Source organism: Mariniflexile ostreae, assembly GCF_042427585.1.
GTDB lineage: Bacteria > Bacteroidota > Bacteroidia > Flavobacteriales > Flavobacteriaceae > Pseudalgibacter > Pseudalgibacter ostreae.
This window is the reverse complement of the sequence record NZ_JBHMFC010000084.1, coordinates 1-1,338: the sequence shown is the minus strand read 5'-3', so window position 1 is coordinate 1,338 and position 1,338 is coordinate 1. Positions and strand designations below refer to the sequence as shown.

The 1,338-nt window shown below is 36.5% G+C and carries 1 protein-coding gene; it reads right to left on the bottom strand.

Going from position 1 to position 1,338, the window contains the following annotated elements; all coding sequences use genetic code 11:
* Positions 1–49: 49 nt before the first annotated feature.
* Positions 50–1,246: an IS256 family transposase gene (locus tag ACFFU9_RS12875; RefSeq protein WP_379861877.1), complete on the bottom strand. Its 1,197-nt coding sequence runs from the start codon at positions 1,244–1,246 to the stop codon at positions 50–52.
* Positions 1,247–1,338: the final 92 nt, after the last annotated feature.

The following is a 1,338-nucleotide window of genomic DNA, read 5'->3' as shown; positions in this document are numbered from 1 at the left end:
GACACTATCCTAAAATCTGTGTAAGTTCAAAATTTCAGGGTTAAATTATTTATAGTTTAATCCTGTTTTCAAATATAGCTAAAAATTGGTTTAGTATAATTCCCCAATTCCTAACAGGCATTGTCCATTTTTTAGTACTTTCTTTTAGTGCCAAAAATACTGATTTCATTACTGCGTCATCCGTTGGGAATGAGAGTTTGTTTTTGGTATATTTTCTAATTTTTCCATTGAGGTTTTCAATAAGATTTGTAGTGTAAATAATGGTTCTTATCTCGATTGGAAAATCGAAGAACACAGTCAGCTCGTCCCAGTTGTTTTCCCAGCTTTTAATAGCGTAAGAGTATTTGGATCCCCATTTTGCCTTAAAGTCCTTTAGGGCTGCCTTTGCCGCTTCTTTTGTCGGTGCTGTATAGATTTGCTTCATATCTCTTGTAAACTCTTTTTTATCCTTCCAGACAACGTAACGACAAGAGTTTCTGATTTGATGCACCACACATATTTGGGTTACTGAGTCTGGAAAAACAGTCTTGATAGTATCTGTGAAACCGTTCAGATTATCTGTAGCCGTAATAAGTATATCTTGTGTTCCCCTGGCTTTAATGTCGGTAAGGACGCTCATCCAAAAGGAAGAGGATTCATTCTTTCCCAGCCACAACCCAAGCACTTCTTTTTTTCCATCAACCCTTAAGCCAACGGCGATATAAATGGTCTTGTTTACTACTTTGGAGCTCTCCCTGACCTTAAATACTATGCCGTCCATCCAAACAATCAGATAGGTGGCTTCTAAAGGCCTGTTTCTCCAAGCAATGACATCATCTGTTATTCTATCTGTGATCCTTGATATTGTACTGGTAGAGATGTTAAAATCGTAGAGTTCCCTTATTTGTTCTTCAATATCGCTATTGCTCATTCCCTTGGCATAAAGTGAGATAATAATGTTCTCGATACCCTCGGTTGCACTTTCTCTTTTCTTGACGATCATTGGATTGAATGAGCTCTCTCGGTCTCGTGGCACTTGGATTTCTGTTTCTCCTAAAGTGGTCTTTAGCCTCTTTTTTGTATAACCATTTCTGAGATTGGTAGATTTGCTCTTTTTATGCTTGTCATAGTCCAAATGAGCATCAAGTTCCCCCTCTAGGATTTTCTCAATTCCTCGCTTATGGAGTTGTTCTAAAAAGCTGGTAAGCTCTGTCCCGTTTTTAAATTGCTTTAAAAAAGCTTCGTTTAATAAATCTTCTGGTTTCATAAGTGTGTAAAATTTAAAATTAATAAATAAAAAATCTCAGGCTAAATATTAACCTGAGATTTTAAAACTTACACACTTTATGAGATACTGCC

Bases quoted from the DNA above. Each gene is read 5' to 3' on its own strand.
- ACFFU9_RS12875 (WP_379861877.1), bottom strand. From the start codon at position 1,246: ATGAAACCAGAAGATTTATTAAACGAAGCTTTTTTAAAGCAATTTAAA.